The organism is Roseibium sp., assembly GCF_965276855.1.
GTDB lineage: Bacteria > Pseudomonadota > Alphaproteobacteria > Rhizobiales > Stappiaceae > Roseibium.
The window spans coordinates 4,784,204-4,803,068 of record NZ_OZ255700.1 but is presented as its reverse complement, the minus strand read 5'-3'; the positions used below and the strand labels follow the sequence as shown (position 1 = coordinate 4,803,068).

Below are 18,865 nucleotides of genomic sequence, written 5' to 3'. Positions count from 1 at the left end.
CATCGTGTTTTGCCCATTCCTGACATGACCTCAGCGCCTGAAAAGATGGACAGATCACCCGATCAAGCACCACTCACCCGGCGACCAGTGTGCCAGCCACAGGTTATGTATTTGCAAACGCCTCGAACCTTATGGGGTTGCAACCCATCGCGAGAATTGCCGGAAATTTCCCCAGAGCCGCCGCAATCCAGCCCGCATGACGGCGCATTGGCCGGGCTTATTGGGCAGGTCTCCAACACGGCGATCGCTCCGCGCGTGCCAAACCGCAAACTCATGGAGGGCTCAATGGTAAAAGTAACTGCCCAAACCAACTCTTGCGAACCTCAATCTGAGGGCACACCGGACAATGCAACAGAAGAAACGCAAGACACCAAAACCACGACAACAACTGCAAAAGCTGCCACCGAAGGCAATCAAAACGACCCCAGTGCCCTGGCGGCTCGCATTCTGCAATTGAGTGCAGATTTTGAAACAAAAATGCCCCAGCGACCCAAAAAGCCGGCACTGAAGGGATCGGATGAGACCCCCTTGGATATGCCGGAGGTTCTGACCGCAGATCCAATGGATGACTGGACACCGCGTCCAAGACGGCGACGTGTGAGCCGCGCCTTGCCCGTTCAGTATGGACCGTCATTCAAGGCCTTAGCGGTGAGCACAGTTCTGCTCGCTCTTGCAGGTACGGGTGCCATTGCGCTTGGCTTGCCGGATTTGATGGTGGGTAGTGATCCGGATGTCGTCCAGGTCGAAACCCAAACAATAACAGCAGTTCCCAAGGGTGATCTCATAAACTCGGTTTCGAATACTCCGTCTACCGTTACGTCACCGAAAAACCCGACGACTTTCACAAAGGCGCAGGACCGTATCCATCAGGCCTTTGCGGAAACAGAAACAAACGCCGACACACCGACAAATGAGTTGGCGAACCGGGCGATGGCGTCTTTGGATCGGGCCGCGATTGCGCGAAGCGGAGCAAATTCAGAAACAACAGCTGCGCAGAAAGTGTCAGCGAGTCGGAGTACAGAAACAGCTGCACAGGCCCTTTCAAGGTCCGAACTGCGGCAAGCAGCTGGAACGCCGCTCGCGCCGTCTGTTTCGAACGACGAGACAAAAGGAACGATCACGGCATCTGTCAATCTGCGCGCAACTGGAACCAAAAACGGTAAAATCATAGGGGTTGTGCCGGAAGGTTCAGAAATCAGCTTCAACGACTGCGGAAAGTGGTGGTGTGAAGTCGTTCACGACGGCAAGACGGGCTTTGTCGGCCAAAAATTTGTCGACAGGTAACGTGTCCAATGGGCAACGCTGCAGGTAGAAGCTTGTTAAGGCGTTGCCCTTACACTCAATTCCCGGATTCAAAAGCGGGAGGTCCCGGCATGCGAACCACTTTCAGTCGCACTCTTTCCCACAGCGCACTTGTGGTGCCGCTTCTGCTGTTTGCTGTCTCTCCTTCCAAGGCAGATGGCACAGACTGCGTGGTCTACGCAACGGATTATGCCAACGCGCACGTTGGAAGTGGTGACATGGTCGGTGATGCTGTTTCGGGTGGCATGACCGGTGCCGTTGTTGGTGGGCAATGGAACCCGTTGACCGGGGGCGCCGCCCGCGGCGCACGCACAGGCGCAGCCCTTGGTGTGTTGAACAATCTCGGCTCTGTTCCTCAAGGCTGGCAAGCGCTTTACGATATGGCTTACCAAATCTGCACACAGCAGAATTCTGGTGCTAACGCAGCTCCTTATGGTGCAGGTGTCATGCCCAACTGCCGATCAAGCGCCAGCGTCGACGGTCCATCAGAACGGTCTCCCGACGGTGGTTTGATGGTCGGCTCGGGCGGCCGGAACTGCCGCTAACCAGTGCAGACCGTTGCGTCTTTCGTGGATGAAACAGGGTCTCCTTCTGGAAACGGTTGACCTTGCCTGCAAAGCACACTCAACTGATCGCAATTTTGTGCCAAAAAGCACCCTCAATTGATCGTTGACGACAGGACTGGTTCATGACCCGCCACCCTTTTCCATTGAAGACACTTGCAGTTGCCGCGCTGACAGGCCTCGCGCTGATGAGTGCCCCGGCTGCGGCCCAACAATGTGGCGGTGATTTTCAAGAATTCCTTGCCGGTGTGAAACAGGAAGCCGTTGCCAAAGGCCTGTCCGCAAGCGCCGCAGATCAGACACTCTCTGGTGCGCAGATTGACCGGAAGGTCCTGTCGCGCGACCGGGCGCAGGGCGTCTTCAAGATGACGTTCCTGGATTTTTCCAAGCGCGTGATCTCAAGCTACCGGATGAAAAACGGTGCTGCCAACATGCAAAAATACGCCAGTGTGTTTGACCGTGTTGAGCGCGAATATGGTGTTCCAGCGCCTGTCATCACCGCTTTTTGGGCACTTGAAACCGACTTTGGCGCTGTTCAAGGCGACTTCAATACGGTCAACGCGCTCGCCACGCTCGCACACGACTGCCGCCGGCCCGAACTCTTCCGACCTCAGTTGATTGCTGCGATCGAGATGGTTCAGCACGGAGATCTGGACCCACGGAACACCACGGGAGCCTGGGCCGGCGAAATCGGTATGGTTCAAATGCTGCCCGAAGACATCATCAAGTTCGGCAAGGACGCTGATGGGGACGGCCACGTCCGTCTGAAAGCCAGCGCTCCCGACGCGATCCTGACTGCCGGAGCCTTCATCAATCATCTGGGCTGGCGTCCCGGCGAGCCATGGCTGCAAGAAGTCACCGTTCCTCAGAACCTGAACTGGGCCGAAACAGGCCTTGGCAAAACGAAGTCTGGCGGGGACTGGGCCGCGCTCGGCGTTCAGCCACGCTGGGGCCAGATTTCCGGCAATTTGCCTGCGTCTCTTCTGCTGCCACAGGGCCGCAAGGGGCCGGCCTTTCTGGCGTATCCGAACTACAACATTTACCTGGAGTGGAACCAGTCGTTCATCTACACGACGTCCGCCGCCTACTTCGCGACACGGCTTGCCGGTGCTCCGCGCTACGATGCCGGTAATCCGGACCAGGGCCTGAACGATGCTCAAATGAAGCAGCTGCAGACCAAGCTGAGCGCATTGGGATATGACGTCGGCAAGATCGACGGGATTTTGGGCGCCGGGACGCGCGGTGCTGTCCAGCAGGTCCAGCAACAACTCGGCATGCCTGCCGACGCCTGGCCAACCCCGGCCCTGTTGAACAGACTTTGATGACTGGATATAGAGAACCGAGCCCTCCGGAGAAGTACATTAAAATACAATCCAAATTTGTGCTGGCAGAATTCTATTTTCTCACGTCTATTTTGTTTCTTTTGTTGCTGAATGGTCTGACTGCTACGGCGATTTGGGTTAGCCGAGGAGAAGTTTTGCTCCACCCTCTGGGATTTATGACGACACTTTTATTCTGTGTCCTTTTGATCGTGAGCGTACGGGGAATGTATTTCCGGCCAGTCATTTCATACTACCCCGAAGCCGGAAAACTCCTAATATCACAAAATGGTAGAGTGATTTTCATAGGGAGAATGTCCGCCCCTCGATCCAGCGACTGGCTGTGGGTTCCATGGCCGCCAATGCGTGCGCTGTCTTTTCCACTGCTCCCGGAAGACTACAAAACACTCCGCCGCTCCATATCTTGGCTGAGTTTAGGTGATGGCTTATGGCCGCTCAAAGGCCGATTGTTTGTTGTTTGGCCTCTTTTCGTGAGATCAAAAATTTAGCCTCTGAGAGCACCCATAGTAAAATAAGAAAAAGTCAGACCCAATGCCCGCTCCAACTGCTGCCACTTATCTGTTCCTCGCTGCGGCCATCACAGCCGAGGTCATCGCAACATCGGCCCTGGCCAGAACCGAGAATTTCACCCGGTTCTGGCCAAGCATCATCACGGTTGTGGGCTACGGCATTTCGTTCTGGTGTCTGTCCTATCCGATCCGCGTCCTGCCCACCGGTATTGTCTATGCGGTCTGGTCTGGTACCGGGATCGTGCTGATCACCATGGTCGCTTGGTTGGTCTTCGGCCAAAAACTGGACCTGCCTGCCGTTATCGGCCTCGGCCTGATCATTGTTGGCGTGATCGTGATCAACGTTTTCTCAAAGTCTGTCGGGCACTGAGCCACCAACCAGAGATTGACATGAGCCAGTGCCCAACCCACTCTGGTCTTGTTCTATGCCGGAGGGGGAAACCGCCATGGACCAGGATGGTGCAAATAGGGATCTGATCGTCCGCGGGCTGGTGACGGTCGCCGCGTTGGCGATGGTCGCCGTGAGCATTGTTTATCCAGACAAGATCACCACCGAAGCACTCGTGTTTTGCGGTATCGCCGTTTTGCCTTGGGCGGGATCCTTCGTGAAGTCTTTCAAAGTCGGCAAGGACGGTCTGGAGGCCGAACTGAAGGAACTCCAGCGGGAGCTACATCAGACCAGCGATACCGTCTCCGCCATCATCGAAACGACCGCGGAAACCGAGGACCCTCCAGCCGTCACACCAGAGCCTTCGACGCTATTGGAAACCAGCGCGCCAGACCTCATCGATGAGAATTGGCGGAAAATCCTGACTGCATTGGTCAGCGACAAGTACAGTTTCCGAACAGCAACCGGAATTGCGAAATCGAGTGGCCTGAGTTTGAGCCAGGTTCGCCAAATTCTGCCCGAGTTGCGGGAAGAAAATCTTGTTCGGGAATTGAGCCGGACATCCCAAAGCCGTCAGCTTGGAAAAACACAGCCGCTGTGGGGTATCACAGCGGCTGGTCGTCATTTGATCTAATTGTTTGCTTCAAGGCTCGCATCAGCCGGCAGTTTCAGTTTCCAGTCACTTACTGGATCTTCGGCGCATCACTGCCACCCGGAGCTTCTTCGAGCACTGTTGCCTTGCCATCGTCGCCTAGTAGAAACACCGCAAGAATTCTCGCAGGACCATCGCCTGTGTTTACGCCGCGATGCGTGACATTCATTGCTTCAAGAAGCCCCTCACCTTCGCGGTAGATTTTCTTGCCGATCCCCTCGTAGGTCACGGTAATTTCGCCTTCGAGGATATAGGCATAAAGAGGCGCATGATGCTGGTGCCAGTCTGTTTCCTCGCCAGGTGCCATGGTGACAACCAACGAATGGATCGACGGATTGTTTTGAGGAAACTTGATTTCCTCACCCGCTACGGTCTGGTTGCCGGAAAACACCTCACGCACAGCATTGTAAGGCGTCTTGGCAGCCTCTTCTTTTTCAATGGCTGCTATAGACCCGGGTTTTGCAGCTGGTTGTGACGGGGCCGGTTTGCCGTCCGGTGTAACTGACTTGTCAGCCGCAAAACTGACGGGCATTCCAACGGTCACTGCCAGTCCAAGGCTTGCTATCCATAACGCCAGCCGCATGTTTCCTCCGATCAAATAAACTTCTGTCTTTGTCCGATAGCGTTTCGGAAATCAGCCCATAGGCGGAGCTCCGAAACATCTGGAAGAACCTAGAAAACGAAAGACCTATCAAATCTCTATGAAGTCTCCGGGTGCCATAGCGGCCACCTTGCCGCTGTGTTCTCCCATCGCTGTCAGGAATGCGTCCGTGTTCTGATCCAGAATCGGGAACGTGCCATAATGGCAGGGCACAATTGTGTCGAATTCAAAGAAGCGCTGACAGGCCATTGCGGCCGTCTTTCCGCCCATCGTAAACCGGTCTCCAACGGGAACGAGACCGATCTTTGGCTGGTAGATTTCATTGATCAATGCCATGTCGGAATAAATGTCTGTGTCGCCCATGTGATAGAGGACTTTCTGGCCGGGCACTTCAACGATTATGCCGTGCGGGTTGCCAAGATAAATGGCTTCGCCGTCGGTCTGTTTGGAGGAGGAATGATCCGCGCGGACCATGCCGACCCGGAAAGGCCCTACATCAACCATGCCGCCCGAGTTCATCGGATTGATGTTTTCGATCCCCTGGCGTGTTGCCCACATGCAGATTTCGAAATTGGCCGTCAGCTGCGCACCAGTTTCCTTCAGTATATCGATTGAATCCCCAATGTGGTCGTCATGGCCATGTGTCAGGATGATGTGTGTTGCACCTTCCGCTGCTTCCTTTGGAGTCATGGCGTCAGGAAACATCGGGTTTCCGGTCAAAAATGGATCAAACAAGATGGTGGCAGCGCCGGTTTCAAGTTTGAATGCGGAGTGTCCATACCAAGTGAGTTTCATGTCCCTGTAACATCCTGCTCGATAACATTAATAACGTTTGCAGACAGTGCCCTGCAAAATTACAGTGTTGAGTTTCCGTATGTTAACATAAAGCCGCTTTTGCTACGGTGTTGCAAGGCAGACAGCTCACGACCTGGAATTTTGAACGGGAAGATCGCGGAAGACGATAACCAAATTAGACAAGGCAAGAAGCCGGGCGCTGATCAGGGCGCTTTGTGCAGTCCAAAGGACATCAGATGAAGATCAGAAGTTATGTGATTTTCTGTTTTTTGCTTGCTGCTCTTTTGCCGACGATCATCTTCAGCGTTTGGTCCTATCGGGAAACCGTTGCTCGTGAGCTTGCAGATGTTCAGGACCGGCACCTGCTCCTTGCCAGGAAAGCAGCCGCGACGCTGGATCATTACCAGCAAAACCTGGTTGCAGCCGTGGAAGCGATCGGAACGTCGGCGAAGTCGAGTGAAACATCCGGCGCCTACAGCCGTCTCTTTGAACAATTGTTCATTGCGTGTGTTGGAATTACCGACAAGCGGACCGGGCACACCGAATATTTCTTCAAAACGGGGGTCTCGGGAGAAGGCCATATTGAAGACGCTACCTTAGAAACCCTTCTCGGTAATTCAAATCCGGATCAGCCGGTGTTCTCAAATGTCTTGCCTGACAAGGAAGGGCGCAACCGGATCTATCTGGTCATTGAACAGCCCAATCAAACGCTGATTGGGGTGATCAAGCCAGACTATATTGTTGAGCTCGGCGAGAGCATTGTCTTCGGTGAGAAAGGGCACGCGGCCATCGTTGACAGCTCGGGAACTGTGATCGCCCATCCAAGAGACGAATGGATTGCGTCCAGGAAAAACATCTCCGCAGTGCCGGTCGTCGCGCAAATGATGGACGGCAACAGCGGAGTTGGCGAGTTCTATTCTCCGGCAGTTGAGAAACAGATGATTGCGGGCTTTGCAACGGTGCCCGGTCCGGGCTGGGGGATCATGGTTCCCCAACCGATCTCAGAAATCCACACCAAGGCAAGCCAGGTTCTGTATTCACTCCTGCCGGTGCTCGGGATGGCGCTCATATTTCTCGTGTTTATCGGACTATTCCTGGCGAGGTCCCTGTCTCGTCCCATCGAAGAACTTGCCCATGCAATGCATCTTGGTGCGTTGAACCAGAAACTGTCTTCACTGAAAATGCCGAAAAGCCTCATGCGCTTCCGCGAGACCGAGGAAGTCTGCGACAGCTACAACACGATGGTGTCCCGGATATCGATGGCGAGCGCTCAAATCGAAAAACTGGCCTTCAGTGATCATGTAACCGGACTGCCGAACCGGGATCATCTGCATCTTCAGGCAACATCCATCCTGGAGGAAGCAATCAGTCCAAAGCGTGGTGGGATCATTCTGCTGATCGATCTGGACGACTTTAAAGAGATCAACGACCTTTATGGCCATCTTGCTGGCGATCAACACCTGAAGGCGTGCGCCGAGACCCTCTCCAAGGTGGCTGGGAATACAAAGGTAAGCGACCCCGAGGGCAAACCCTTCGCCCCGCCGATTGTCGCGCGCATTGGCGGCGACGAGTTCATCGTCATGATCCAGGGGTTGATCGATGACGAGGAGATCGAAGCGTTTCTGGCCCAAGTCCGCAATGCGTTGGCAGAGCCGATTGCCGAGCTCAATATTACCCCAGGTGCAAGCATCGGTTGCGCGAAATTCCCGAACGATGGCGTTGAGTTGATTGAGCTGATCAAGCGGGCCGACATTGCCATGTACCACGCAAAAAGGTCGGGCAAGAACAAAACCCAGGTCTATGCACCGCATATCGGGACGAAGTCTGTCTCAGAGATCCGGCGTGACTTGACCGCAGCGATCGAGGAAGAAAAGCTCTATCTGGAGTACCAGCCAAAGATCTGTACGCGGCGCCGCAAGGTGATCAGCGTCGAGGCCCTCGCCCGGTGGGAACACCCGGAGTTCGGGCTCTTTATGCCGAAGTTCTGGGTCCCTAGCCTCATGGGCTCTAATGCCATGCCGCGCCTTGGGGAATGGGTCATGAAGACCGCCATGAAGGACCTCAACAGGATCCAGTCGGAAGGGCATGATCTTTGGATGTCCGTGAACATCGGCACCGACCACTTTGTCTCAAAGGGCTTCATAAGCAACGTTGAAGCGATCCGGAACGAACTGAACTTTGATCGCGGCCTGCTTGAGATCGAAGTCACAGAAGACACGCTTTTCAGTTCGGAAGAAAAAGCCGTCGATGCGTTCAACCAGCTGCACGATCTTGGCTACAGGGTCTCTATCGACGATTTCGGCCGCGGCTATTCGAACATTGCCCGGCTCGCGAACCTGCCGGTGGATTTCTTGAAGATCGATCAGTCCATCATTGCTGGTGCAAGTGATGATCCGCGCATTGGCACGATCATGGCCTACACGCTTAAGATGGCGAAAGAGCTCGATTGCAAAACAGTGGCAGAGGGCATTGAGACCGAACAACAGGCGGAATTCGCGAGCAGATTGGGCGCGGACTGCCTGCAAGGCTATTTCTTCACGCCGAGCCTTCAAGTCGGCGAACTGTTAAATTGGCTGGATGCTCAGCCCGGACCAAACGGTCATCCCTATTTGCGCGAAACAGATGATGCAGTCGCTCAGGCCTGACCAGTTGTCTGATCCTTTTTCCGAAAACTCTCTTTATGCAGGAAACTGAATTTCAACTGCGCCGTGCCAGTGTGTCGTTGGACCTATCGTTCGTGACTTGACCAATCAATGCGGCCTCGCTGCATAAGAGACTGAATTCTTAAACTATTTGACATGGCAAAGCTTTCTTCAGAAGAAATTTTCCAGATCCTGCTGGGCACCGAACACGCGGGTAGCTCCGCAACGGTTTACCGGGTTTCCTTTGCTGTCCCGAATTCGCTTCTGGGCCAAAGTCAGGGTGGCAACAACAGCGGCTTTTCGTTTGGCATTGTGCAGCTTGATGCCGGATCCAACAGTTTTGCGAAGTCTGCTTTGACATCGATCCTGCAGACAGCACGCGACACCGGCAACCTGACAAGCTCTCAATTCACGCACTTGAGCCAATATGTCGGTGCCAGCCGGCCGGACTTAAATCCAGACCTTGCGTCCACATATGCTGCAGACCGGGCCTTCTTGAACGACACCATTTTTGACGAGCAGTACGCTCGGGACATCGTCGATCAATACAGCCAGCTTTATATCGAGAGTTCGCTGCTCCCAACGCTGACAACCTTTCTCGACACAATGGAAGACCGCTGGGGCACAGGTACTGCGTTCAACAGCAGCCATCCGGATTACGCATTGGCTCTTGCGATGATCACTTCAGTCGCAAACCGGTTCGGGTCGATACGCGAAACAACAGCGCATTTTCTGGAAACCGAGCCGAGCAGTCTGGCCGTGGTCAAAGCAAGGTTTGATCAGCTCGCAGCGACAACCGTCGTCGAACCAGAGGATTGGGATCTTGTACTGATTGGTGCCGATCTATGGCAAAGCACCTTTGGAACAACGAACGGAGATGACATCCTTCAAGGAACGGCTGGAAATGACAGCTTGTTCGGCGGGAATGGCAATGATCAACTCACCGGCGGCCTTGGAGATGATGTCCTTGATGGCGGTAACGGTACCGATACCGTCGTGTTTTCGGGAACCCGGGAACAATATGCCATATTCGCTGGCAGCGACGGACGGATCATGGTGGCCGATACCGTTGCCAACCGGGATGGCCGGGACATCGCGGCAAACTTTGAGACGATCCAGTTCTCCGGCGCCACACTCGACATATCAACCGCTTTGATCGAGCCGTCTGACACGGACAACAGCGCTTTTCAGATCTACCGGTTCTACAACTCCGAAACGGGCGCCCATTTCTTCACATCGAGCATTGAAGAGCGCAATGCCGTGATCGAGACGCTGCCGAATTTCGACTACGAGGGCAACAGTTACGACAGCAACGTCGCCGAAAATGATGGAACGGCCGTGTATCGGTTTTATAACTCAGATACCGGTGTTCATTTTTACACCGCGTCAGAGGCAGAGCGCGATACGGTGCTGGACCAATTGCCGAGCTATTCGCTGGAAGGGATCAGCTACTTCGCATCGCTGGATGACAGCAACGGCGGACAGGCACTCTACAGGTTTTACAACACATCCAACGGGACACATTTCTACACAGTCTCTGAAGCCGAACGGGATTCGATCATACAAACGCTGGGTCACTACTCCTATGAAGGAGTCGCATACTTTGTTGAATTTGCCTGAGAACCTTCGCTGAGGTGAAGGTCTTGTCCGTGATTATGATCGACGGTTTGAGGCGTCGGTGCCACTGACCAAGTCAGTAAACGTCTCCCATCATCAACAACAGACTGGATTGGAGGCGCCCTTGCTGATAAAGGCCAGCCATGGCTAACGACCCCACGCTTTCCCTGGAAGACTTCATTGCTGCGGTTCCAGACCGCACACGACTGATCGGCCTCGATCTTGGCACAAAGACCATCGGTCTTGCGCTCTCCGATCTCGGCCGCGGTATTGCGAGCCCAATGGAGACAATCCGGCGGAAGAAATTCACACTGGATGCCGAGCAGCTCTTGAAGATCTGCAGCGAACAGGGTGTTGGAGGTCTCGTACTCGGTCTTCCGCTCAACATGGACGGCACAGAAGGCCCCCGCGCGCAAGCCACTCGGGCCTTCACGCGAAACCTTGCGCCCAAGACCGATCTGCCGATGACCTTCTGGGACGAACGCCTCTCAACGGCCGCCGTGACCCGGACACTTCTCGAAGCGGACTCAAGCCGGGCAAAGCGCGCTGAAGTCGTCGACAAGATGGCCGCCGCCTACATCCTTCAAGGCTTCCTCGACCGGCTCGGTTTCATCGGCCTCGGCAACTGATCTTTTTCTCTCCTCAGCCCCGGACGCCAGATCTGCTGGTGACCGGCGCGATCTGATGAAAACCCTTTTCCTATGCAAATGATATTCTTCGCCCTCGCCCCGGTCATCCTCGTGATTGCCTCTGGATACCTGCTCGCGCGCGCCAATCTGATCAGCGGCGAACAATGGGTGGGCGTCGAACGTCTCGCCTATTTCGTTTTGTTCCCAGCCGTTCTGTTTCGCACGATCGCTCTCGCCGACTTTTCAAGCGTCCCAACCTTCGACATGGGCGCTGCTCTCCTATCTGCGATCGTCACGCTCGCTGTTGCGCTGCTTGCCGCCCGAACACTGATTGAGAAGATCTGGGGCATCCCGGCTGTCCGCTTCACCTCCATCTTTCAAGGCTCTTTGCGTTGGAACGCCATGATCGCTCTTGCGCTAGCCGCCAACATCGGCGGTCAAACGGCACTCGCCATGTTGGCGGTGGCGATGGTGTTCATGATCCCGATCCTGAACGGCGCCAGCATCGTTGTCCTTTCGTGGTATGCCAGCGGAACCACACCGAATTTTTCTAAGATCCTCAAAGACCTTTTCACCAATCCGTTCATCCTGTCGATTTTTGCCGGCGTCCTGATGAACCTCAGCGGTCTCACCATGCCGACAATCGTTGACGATACGCTGGAAATCTTCGCGCAGGCAGCCCTGCCGATCGGCATCATTTGTGTAGGTGCAGGATTGGACTTGAGCTCCCTGCGCCGTCCAGGCCCTGCACTCACCATGGGCACCTTTTTGCGGCCGGTCTTCATGCCGCTGCTCGCCTTCCTGTTTGCGAACCTTTATGGCGTGACCGGCCAGGCACTCACCGTCATCATCATCGCCTCAGCGGTTCCCTGCGCCAGCAACTCTTACCTCCTCGCCCGCCAGCTTGGCGGGGATGCCAAGTTGATGGCCGAGATCATCACGCTGCAGACCCTCGCTGCGACCGTGACCATCCCGTTGGCACTGTTGCTATTCACTTAAGCTGCCGGCGGATAAAGGGTTTCAACAATGCCCGCAGCATCAATGCCAGTCGGCAGAATGCCGTAGGTCGATCGCCAGCCGCCAGAAAGCCGCGTCTTTGCAAAGGCATCCGCAACATCATCCAGCTGCAACTCCTTCAAAGCCGCTGCCGCTGCTGTCAGAGCAAGGCGTTCCGTCAACACGCGGGCATGGGACGGATCTGCCAAAGCCTGTGCTGCAAGGTTGGGCAAGCCACTGCACGCCGAAGTCAGAGACGCATCCCCGCTTTTCGAGAGTTCACCCAGCACTAGGTCCGGCGCTTCGGGATGGCGGCCGAGCGCACGCAGAACGTCCAGCGCCATAACATTGCCCGACCCCTCCCAGATCGGATTGACCGGTGCATCCCGGTAAATCCGCGCCATATCAAAGTCCTCGACATAGCCATTGCCGCCCAGACACTCCATCGCCTCGTATGTGAGCGCGGGACCGGTCTTGCAGATCCAGTACTTGATCGCGGGGGTCAGCAACCGGGCATAAGCAGCCTCAACCGGATCTGCGTCTGCCTTCGCTGCCGCTTTCGCAAGGCGCAAGGCCAGAGCTGTGGCAGCGGCCACATCCAGCGCCATGTCGGCAAGGACTGCGGTCATCAACGGCTGGTCGATCAAATAAGCGCCGAAGGTCTTGCGGTGCCGGCAATGGTGGACGGCCCGGCTGAGCGCCGCCCGCATCTGCCCGGCTGAGCCCAGCGCACAATCAATCCGGGTCGGTGTCACCATGTCGATGATGGTTGCAATGCCCCGCCCCTCGTCGCCGAGCAGATATCCCTCGGCACGGTGGAATTCGACTTCGGAGGAGGCGTTCGATTTGTTGCCGAGCTTGTCCTTCAGACGCTGGAAGCGTAGGCCGTTGACCCGGCCGTCGGACAAAATCCGCGGGATCAGAAAACAGCTCGGTCCATTTGCTGTCTTTGCCAGCACAAGGAATGCATCACACATCGGTGCGGAGAAGAACCACTTGTGCCCGGTGATTGTGTAGCTTCCCTGATTGCCCACCTCGGCCGTCGAGGAAATGGCCCGGAGATCCGTACCGCCCTGCTTTTCCGTCATGCCCATGCCGATGGTGATGCCGGTCTTTTCGTGCATCGGGACGAAACGGGGATCATAAGTCCGCGTTTGCATCTTCGGCAGGATATTCGCGCAAACATCCGGGTATTGCGTCATCACGGCTGTTGCAGCGTTTGTCATGGTAATCGGGCATGTATGCCCGGTTTCTGCCTGTGACGTTAAGAAGAACTTGGCAGCGCGCGCGACTTGGGTTGATACGCCGCCATCCAGCAAAGCGCTGTGCATCCCAGCCGAAAAGCTGTGCGCCATAAGTTCATGATAGGCCGGATGGAATTCGACCTGATCCGACCGGCGACCATGACGGTCATGGGTTTTCAGGGCGGGAAGATGGATGTTCGCTTGCCGCCCGAGCTCCAGAAACGTCTCAGCTCCCACCTCAGTGCCGTGAGCAAGAACATCCTTCAACTCCCCGGCAGAAACATGCGCGGAGACTGCAGCCAAAAGAAGCGGATCGCCCGCCGCCAGATTGGACCCGCCATATGGTGGGGCCTGGTTGAAAACGTCATGCGTTGCAAAGGCTTCCACCCCGGCCTCGCTTGAGGTCTGGACAGCTTCGCTCAGATGGTTTGCCATAACGTTTCCTCCTCCCGATGAGCACTTTATTGCCCTTGTCAGTTTACGTAAGCGTAACAAGATAGTGGAAATCAATGCAACCACCGACCGTTGTGCAGTGCGCACGCGCGCCGAATGACGTAAGGTTAGTTTGAAAAATGCACCGCTTTCGAATTTGACCATTTGATCAAAGTCTTAGTCTGCATGTGGACAGCGGGTAGAGACCTGATTCCGGCCTTGTGTGCAGCCCCGTTCCACCTTAAGAAGATGATCTCGATGAGCGAGCAAGAATCCTATCGAGACAACCCTTTCCCCCATCGACATTTGCTGGGCATTGAGGGTCTTCACCCCCACGAAATATTGGGCCTTCTGGACCGTGCCGAAGAGGCCGTGGAGATTTCCAGGCAAGTGCACAAGCGCAAGCATGTGCTGCAGGGCCGGACACAGATCAATCTCTTCTTCGAGGCCTCGACGCGCACACAAAGCTCATTCGAGCTGGCCGGAAAACGCCTTGGCGCGGACGTCATGAACATGGCGGTCTCCCAGTCGTCGGTCAAAAAGGGCGAGACCCTGATCGACACGGCCGCGACCCTCAATGCGATGCACCCGGACTTGCTGGTAGTCCGCCATCATGCAGCCGGCGCGGTTCATCTGCTGGCCCGGAAGGTTGGCTGCGCGGTGGTCAATGCCGGCGACGGCCCGCATGAGCACCCGACACAAGCGCTTCTCGACGCGCTGACCATCCGCCGCCACAAAGGCAAGATCGCCCGGTTGACGGTTGCGATTTGCGGCGACATTGCCCATTCGCGCGTTGCCCGTTCCAACATCATCCTGTTGAACGCGCTCGGTGCCCGGGTCCGGGTGATCGCCCCGTCCACGCTCCTGCCCTCCGGGATCGCCCAAATGGGCGCAGAGGTCTATCAAGATATGCGCGAAGGGCTGAAAGGCGCGGACATCGTCATGATGCTGCGCCTGCAGCGCGAGCGCATGAACGGGGCCTTCATCCCGTCTGTGCGGGAATACTACCGCTATTATGGTCTTGATGCAGAGAAGCTGTCTCATGCGAAGGACGATGCGCTCGTCATGCATCCCGGCCCCATGAACCGCGGTGTCGAGATCGACCCTGCAATCGCCGACGGGCCGCAAAGCCTCATCCGCGAACAGGTCGAAATGGGCGTTGCCGTACGTATGGCCGTGCTTGAAGCGCTCGCCGACAACCTACCAACAGCTTGAACCCCAGAGGACAAACACCGTGGCACTCGACACACCCAAACCTCTGGTTCTCTCAAACGCCAGAGTGATCGACCCGGCGCGGGATCTGGACGCCCCCGGATCGATCATCATCGCCGACGGCACTATCCTTGCCGCCGGGCCGGAAGCCGCCAATCAGGGCGCGCCTTACGGCGCCGAACTCATCGACTGCAAGGGCGCCATCGCCTGCCCCGGCCTCATCGACATGTGCGTGTCGGTCGGAGAACCGGGGGCAGAACACCGCGAAACGCTGGCAAGCGCTTCGGAAGCCGCGGCGGCCGGCGGCATCACCACAATCTGCACCATGCCGGACACCGATCCGGTGATTGACGATCCGGCGCTGGTCGACTTCATCCACCGGCGCGCCCGCGACACGGCGAGCGTCAACGTTCTGCCACTTGCTGCCCTCACCAAGGGACTTGAGGGCGTTGAAATGACCGAGATCGGCCTCTTGAAGGAAGCTGGTGCGGTCGCCTTCAGCAACGGCCACAAGTCCGTGCAGAACCCGCAAATCTTACGCCGGATCATGACCTATGCCCGCGATTTCGATGCGCTTGTGATCCACCACACCGAAGACCCAGCCCTTGCCGGCGGCGTCATGAACGCCGGTCTCAATGCCAGCTGGAAGGGCCTCTCCGGCGTGCCGCGGGAAGCGGAAATCATCATGCTGGAGCGCGATCTGCGTCTCGTTGGCATGTCCAAGGGCAAATACCATGCGAACCTGATCTCGACGTCTGACAGCGCCGACATCATTCGCACCGGGAAAGGCCGGGAGCTGAACATCACGGCTGGGATTTCGATCAATCACCTGACGCACAATGAAAACGACATCGGCGCCTACCGCACCTTCTTCAAGATGTCGCCGCCTTTGCGCGACGAAGACGACCGGCAGGCGATGATCGCGGCAATTGCAGATGGGACCATTGACATCATCTGCTCCAATCACGACCCGCAGGACGTGGAAACAAAACGTCACCCCTGGGCGGAAGCTGAAGACGGCGCAATTGGCCTTGAAACCCTGCTTGCGGCGAGCCTGCGCCTGTACCACGCAGAGCAAGTGGACCTGAAGACACTGCTTGCAGCAATGACTTGTAATCCGGCAGACCGGCTTGGCCTGGAAACCGGCCGCCTTGCCAAAGGCGCACCGGCCGATGTCATTGTCTTTGACCTCGACCGCCCCTGGGTTCTGGAAAAAAGCGCCATCCGCTCGCGCTCCAAGAACTCCCCGTTCGAAGATGCCCGCTTCTCAGGCCGCGTGATGCGCACTGTGGTCGGCGGCAAAACCGTCTTTGCGCATGGGTGAGTAACCGTCCGGCCTATGTCAGCTCTTGTTCTCTTCAAGCCACGCCATGACATCGGCAGCGTTCCGGTCGGGCGGAAACACCGGATAGAACGCTTTGATCACAACGCCGTCCCGGACGATCAACGTCAGGCGCTTTAAAAGCGTCTGACCATCGGCTTCGAAGGACGGCAGATCAAGGGCTTTCGTGAAGCTCAGATCCGCGTCCGACAACAGCGGAAACGGCAAATGAAGCCGCTCAACGGCCTCCACCTGATAGGCAGTTGATTGGGTGGACAGACCGAAGATATGAGTGGCACCAAGGGCCGAAAGCTCTTTGAAATGATCCCGGAAAGCACAGGATTGCGGCGTGCAGCCTCGCGCGCCTGGGATCATGTCCCAGCCGTCCGGCAAGGGCACACCCGGCTGCCCTGTCTTGGGGTAGATGTAAATCACGCTGGTCCCGGTAAGGTCAGCCAGCTGCACCTTGCTGCCGTCCGTTGCCGCCAAGTCCAGCGGAGGCAGCGCTACACCCTCAATACGCGCAGCCGTACCGTCATCCTCTGGCGCTGGTAATTTCGACCAATCCACATCTGTCAGGCTCAAGGGTTTTCTCCAGATTTCGTTCGTGCTTTACATGAATTCCAAATCTGGAATTGCCCTGCAAGATGACAAGGTTATAAGTTGTGCGCAAATGCCGCGATGACTGTTATCGATAGCGGCAATGTTTTCTGGATGGGAAGAAACGCCGAAAAATGCCTGATCCGATCAGCTGGGAGTTTGCCTGGCCCTATTATCTGGCCGCCCTCGCCTTTGGCTATTTGCTTGGCACTATTCCGTTTGGCCTGATCCTGACGAAACTTGGCGGGCATGGGGATATCCGCAAGATCGGTTCGGGCAATATCGGCACCACGAATGTGCTGCGCACCGGCAGCAAGAAACTGGCAGCCGCGACCCTTCTGGGCGATGGTCTGAAAGGCACCGTTGCAGTTCTGATTGCAGCCCGGTTTGGGCCGGATACAGCCTTGATTGCCGGTTTCGGTGCGTTTTTGGGTCACCTCTTCCCGGTCTGGCTGAAATTCAAGGGCGGCAAGGGCGTTGCCACCTATCTCGGCATCCTCTTGGGCCTCTATTGGCCGATGTTCCTGATCGCCGCCCTCACCTGGGTCGGTATGGCTTTTGTCTTCCGGTACTCCTCTTTGTCTGCCCTGACCGCCTCGGCCGTCACGCCCATTATTTTGTATTTCGGCTTCAGCCAGTATCAGCTGGGCGAGATGTTTCTGGTGCTCACCCTCTTGCTCTGGGCCAAGCATCACGAGAATATCGGACGGCTCCTCAAAGGACAGGAGAGCAAGATCGGCAAGAAATCGAAACCGCCGGCAGAGGCCCCAGCCTCCGAGCCGTCTCCGGGAGACGGGTGAGCCGCCCGGCGCACGATAAAACCCTTTGCCTCTCAGAGGCTCAGCGCCTTGCCTGGCTTCGTTTAATACGCTCTGAAAATGTCGGCCCGACCACGTTCCGCGACCTTCTGAACCACACCGGGTCTGCCGAAAAGGCTCTGGAGCTTCTGCCCGATCTCTCCAGACGGGGCGGCAAGAAAAGCTACCGGCTTTGCACACTAGACGACGCGGAAGCCGAACTTGAGGCCCACGTCCGGTCCGGTGCCCGCCTGGTGGCCCTCGGCGAGCCGGAGTACCCACCGCATCTGCGTCACATCGACGGCCCGCCACCGCTTTTGTCCGTGAAGGGTGGATCCGTCACTGCCCGGCCCAAGACGCTGGCGATCGTCGGAGCCCGCAATGCCTCGCTGTCGGGCCGGAAACTCGCCGCAATGTTCGCCCGGGATCTTGGAACCTCTGATTTCGTCATCGCCTCCGGTCTTGCCCGCGGTATTGATGCTGCTGCGCACGAAGCAGCGCTTTCAACGGGGACCGTGGCTGTCTTTGCCGGCGGGATAGATGTGCTCTACCCGTGTGATCATGACCGCCTCCTTGCGGCAATTCTTCAAACTGGCGGCGCGGTGATCAGCGAAATGCCGTTTGGCTGGAAGCCACGCGGGCGCGATTTCCCCCGGCGCAACCGGCTGATTTCCGGCGTTTCGCTCGGTGTCATCGTGATCGAAGCGGCCAGGAAATCCGGGTCACTTCACACGGCCCGGTTTGCGCTGGAGCAGAACCGGGAAATATTTGCTGTTCCCGGCTCCCCGCTTGACCCGCGCTCGGACGGCGCCAACAGCCTTATCCGCCAGGGCGCGGCATTGGTGACAAACGCCAAAGACGTTCTGGAGGATCTCGGCGGCCGGATCGAACCTGTCCTGCCGTTCGATCAGGACTTGAATGAACCGGACAAGGACCTCTCTTCCGCAGTCCAGGAACCGGACGAAAGCTTGCGCGCCCGCATCATCTCCGCACTCGGTCCAACACCGGTCGATCTGGACGAACTGATCCGGTTTGCGGACGTGCCGCCACGGATGGTGCACATCATTTTACTGGAACTTGAACTTGCCGGACGGCTGGAACGGCACCGCGGCAACAAAATATCACTGCTATTGTGAGGATATTTTCCCCATATATGTCAGTGGATAACCTCTCTGCGAAACGGACAGCTTGACCCCGGTCGCGCAAAGGTCCATTTGACACGCGG

At 56.6% G+C, this 18,865-nt stretch carries 17 protein-coding genes; 13 read left to right on the top strand and 4 right to left on the bottom strand.

The window, feature by feature from the left end; genetic code table 11:
• Positions 1-285: 285 nt before the first annotated feature.
• From ACQY4Z_RS22260 to ACQY4Z_RS22240, 5 genes are all read left to right on the top strand, one after another.
• The gene (locus ACQY4Z_RS22260) at positions 286-1,284 is read left to right on the top strand and encodes an SH3 domain-containing protein (protein ID WP_428524930.1); all 999 of its coding nucleotides are present in this window, start codon (positions 286-288) and stop codon (positions 1,282-1,284) included.
• A gap of 89 nt (positions 1,285-1,373) precedes the next feature.
• The gene (locus ACQY4Z_RS22255) at positions 1,374-1,847 is read left to right on the top strand and encodes a hypothetical protein (RefSeq protein WP_428524928.1); all 474 of its coding nucleotides are present in this window, start codon (positions 1,374-1,376) and stop codon (positions 1,845-1,847) included.
• A gap of 143 nt (positions 1,848-1,990) precedes the next feature.
• Positions 1,991-3,187: a lytic murein transglycosylase gene (locus tag ACQY4Z_RS22250; protein ID WP_428524926.1), complete on the top strand. Its 1,197-nt coding sequence runs from the start codon at positions 1,991-1,993 to the stop codon at positions 3,185-3,187.
• 549 nt (positions 3,188-3,736) lie between these two features.
• The gene (locus ACQY4Z_RS22245; protein WP_428524924.1) at positions 3,737-4,084 is read left to right on the top strand and encodes an SMR family transporter; all 348 of its coding nucleotides are present in this window, start codon (positions 3,737-3,739) and stop codon (positions 4,082-4,084) included.
• A gap of 76 nt (positions 4,085-4,160) precedes the next feature.
• On the top strand, positions 4,161-4,736 hold the full coding sequence (locus ACQY4Z_RS22240; protein WP_428524922.1) for a hypothetical protein: 576 nt from the start codon (positions 4,161-4,163) through the stop codon (positions 4,734-4,736).
• Positions 4,737-4,785: 49 nt separating this feature from the next.
• On the opposite strand, the gene ACQY4Z_RS22235 is transcribed toward ACQY4Z_RS22240, so the two are convergent.
• Together ACQY4Z_RS22235 and ACQY4Z_RS22230 are read right to left on the bottom strand one after the other, a co-directional pair.
• Positions 4,786-5,337 carry a cupin domain-containing protein gene (locus ACQY4Z_RS22235; RefSeq protein WP_428524920.1) on the bottom strand — a complete coding sequence of 184 codons (552 nt, stop codon included), beginning with the start codon at positions 5,335-5,337 and terminating at the stop codon, positions 4,786-4,788.
• Between the two features lie 108 nt (positions 5,338-5,445).
• The gene (locus ACQY4Z_RS22230) at positions 5,446-6,150 is read right to left on the bottom strand and encodes a metal-dependent hydrolase (RefSeq protein WP_428524918.1); all 705 of its coding nucleotides are present in this window, start codon (positions 6,148-6,150) and stop codon (positions 5,446-5,448) included.
• 236 nt (positions 6,151-6,386) lie between these two features.
• Between ACQY4Z_RS22230 and ACQY4Z_RS22225 the strand changes: the two genes are divergently transcribed.
• The 4 genes from ACQY4Z_RS22225 to ACQY4Z_RS22210 all read left to right on the top strand — a co-directional run bounded on the left by ACQY4Z_RS22225 (position 6,387) and on the right by ACQY4Z_RS22210 (position 12,037).
• On the top strand, positions 6,387-8,795 hold the full coding sequence (locus ACQY4Z_RS22225; protein WP_428524916.1) for an EAL domain-containing protein: 2,409 nt from the start codon (positions 6,387-6,389) through the stop codon (positions 8,793-8,795).
• Positions 8,796-8,948: 153 nt separating this feature from the next.
• Positions 8,949-10,412: a hypothetical protein gene (locus ACQY4Z_RS22220; RefSeq protein ID WP_428524914.1), complete on the top strand. Its 1,464-nt coding sequence runs from the start codon at positions 8,949-8,951 to the stop codon at positions 10,410-10,412.
• Positions 10,413-10,552: 140 nt separating this feature from the next.
• Positions 10,553-11,038, top strand: a complete 486-nt coding sequence (gene ruvX / locus ACQY4Z_RS22215) for a Holliday junction resolvase RuvX (RefSeq protein WP_428524912.1) — start codon at positions 10,553-10,555, stop codon at positions 11,036-11,038.
• A gap of 72 nt (positions 11,039-11,110) precedes the next feature.
• Positions 11,111-12,037: an AEC family transporter gene (locus ACQY4Z_RS22210; RefSeq protein WP_428524910.1), complete on the top strand. Its 927-nt coding sequence runs from the start codon at positions 11,111-11,113 to the stop codon at positions 12,035-12,037.
• Here the strand turns inward: ACQY4Z_RS22210 and ACQY4Z_RS22205 are convergent.
• Positions 12,034-13,713, bottom strand: coding sequence for an acyl-CoA dehydrogenase family protein (locus ACQY4Z_RS22205; RefSeq protein WP_428524908.1), 1,680 nt, complete (start codon positions 13,711-13,713; stop codon positions 12,034-12,036). The two genes, ACQY4Z_RS22210 and ACQY4Z_RS22205, sit on opposite strands and share 4 nt — an antisense overlap.
• Before the next feature lie 255 nt (positions 13,714-13,968).
• Between ACQY4Z_RS22205 and ACQY4Z_RS22200 the strand changes: the two genes are divergently transcribed.
• Positions 13,969-14,925, top strand: coding sequence for an aspartate carbamoyltransferase catalytic subunit (locus ACQY4Z_RS22200; protein ID WP_040452157.1), 957 nt, complete (start codon positions 13,969-13,971; stop codon positions 14,923-14,925).
• Positions 14,926-14,944: 19 nt separating this feature from the next.
• On the top strand, positions 14,945-16,246 hold the full coding sequence (locus tag ACQY4Z_RS22195) for a dihydroorotase (protein ID WP_428524906.1): 1,302 nt from the start codon (positions 14,945-14,947) through the stop codon (positions 16,244-16,246).
• Between the two features lie 18 nt (positions 16,247-16,264).
• On the opposite strand, the gene ACQY4Z_RS22190 is transcribed toward ACQY4Z_RS22195, so the two are convergent.
• A complete protein-coding gene (locus ACQY4Z_RS22190; protein ID WP_428524904.1) occupies positions 16,265-16,828 on the bottom strand; it encodes a peroxiredoxin in 564 nt (187 codons plus the stop codon).
• Positions 16,829-16,977: 149 nt separating this feature from the next.
• Between ACQY4Z_RS22190 and plsY the strand changes: the two genes are divergently transcribed.
• Together plsY and dprA are read left to right on the top strand one after the other, a co-directional pair.
• Positions 16,978-17,643: a glycerol-3-phosphate 1-O-acyltransferase PlsY gene (plsY, locus tag ACQY4Z_RS22185; protein WP_428524902.1), complete on the top strand. Its 666-nt coding sequence runs from the start codon at positions 16,978-16,980 to the stop codon at positions 17,641-17,643.
• Positions 17,640-18,776 carry a DNA-processing protein DprA gene (dprA, locus tag ACQY4Z_RS22180; protein ID WP_428524900.1) on the top strand — a complete coding sequence of 379 codons (1,137 nt, stop codon included), beginning with the start codon at positions 17,640-17,642 and terminating at the stop codon, positions 18,774-18,776. The genes plsY and dprA overlap by 4 nt, the downstream gene beginning before the upstream one ends.
• Positions 18,777-18,865 lie beyond the last annotated feature (89 nt).